Raw genomic sequence first — 1,303 nt, forward strand, 5'->3', positions numbered from 1 at the left:
GCGTGCGCGCCTGGCGGCGCGGGCCGGTGCGGGCCGGTGCGGGCACCCACCAAGCCCGTCCGGCGATTGAGGACAAACCCGCCGGACGGTCCTCGCCGGGAGGCGCTCAGTGGGTCAGGACCTGTGGCGCGTCCGTGCGTTGGCCTCCTAGCGTTGGGGTCTTCTGGGCGCGTTCGCGGTGGGACGGGTCCCGTACCTCGCCCACCAGTTTCTCCAGGACGTCCTCCAGCGCCACCAGGCCGAGCACCCGTCCGGACGCGTCCGCGACCTGGGCGAGGTGGGTGGCCGCGCGGCGCATGACGGTGAGCGCGTCGTCCAGCGGGAGTTCCGCGCGCAGCGTCGCCATCGGGCGCCACACATGCTGCGGTACGGCCCGCTCGCCGGCCTCCAGGTCGAGGACGTCCTTCACATGCAGATAGCCCATGAAGACGCCGCCGCTCTCCGCGCAGACCGGGAAGCGCGAGTAGCCGGTGCGTACGGTCAGCTCCTCGATCTGGCGCGGAGTGATCGCGGGCGTCACCGTCACCAGTGAGGCGTGCGGGAGCAGTACATCGGTGACCGGGCGGCTGCCCAGTTCCAGCGCGTCCTCCAGCCGCTCCTGCGCCTCGGGTTCCAGCAGTCCCGCCTGGCCCGAGTCCTCGACCAGCCGGTTGAGCTGCTCGCTGGTGAAGACGGCCTCCACCTCGTCCTTGGGCTCGACGTGGAAGGCCCGCAGCACGAGCCGGGCACAGGCGCCGAGCCCGGCGGTCACCGGGCGGCAGAGCCGGGCGAAGCCGACCAGGCCCGGGCTGAACCAGAGCGCGGCCTTCTCCGGCGCGGCCATGGCGAGGTTCTTCGGCACCATCTCGCCGATGACCAGATGCAGCGAGACGACCAGCGCCAGGGCGATCACATAGCCCAGCGGATGGATCAGGCCCTCGGGCACCTGAGCCGTGTGGAAGACGGGCTCCAGCAGTTGGGCCACGGTCGGTTCCGCGACCGCGCCGAGCGTCAGGGAGCAGACGGTGATGCCGAACTGGGCGGCGGCCATCATCTGCGGCAGATTCTCCAGGCCGTGCAGCACCTGTCTGGCGCGCGCGGAGCCGCGTGCGGCGTGCGGTTCGATCTGGCTGCGGCGTACGGAGACGAGGGCGAACTCCGCGCCGACGAAGAAGCCGTTCGCCAGGACCAGCACCAGGGCGAAGACGAGTTGCAGGGCGCTCATCGGGCGCCCTCCGCCATCGCGGGAGCACCGGCCGGTATATCGGCCGCGGTCACGGACGGCGCGTCGGCCGCGGTCACGGACGGCGCGGGCAGGGCGTCC

1 protein-coding gene is annotated in these 1,303 nt (G+C 72.3%); it reads right to left on the reverse strand.

Annotated elements, in window-relative coordinates; genetic code table 11:
* Window positions 1-106: 106 nt before the first annotated feature.
* Complete coding sequence (locus GA0115259_RS38725; RefSeq protein WP_093605324.1) at window positions 107-1,204, reverse strand: hemolysin family protein; 1,098 nt, start codon at window positions 1,202-1,204, stop codon at window positions 107-109.
* Window positions 1,205-1,303 lie beyond the last annotated feature (99 nt).

It is taken from the genome of Streptomyces sp. MnatMP-M17, assembly GCF_900091995.1.
GTDB lineage: Bacteria > Actinomycetota > Actinomycetes > Streptomycetales > Streptomycetaceae > Streptomyces.

What these genes read in the sequence shown, in the direction of transcription:
- GA0115259_RS38725 (WP_093605324.1), bottom strand. Translation starts at nt 1,204, where the DNA reads ATGAGCGCCCTGCAACTCGTCTTCGCCCTGGTGCTGGTCCTGGCGAAC.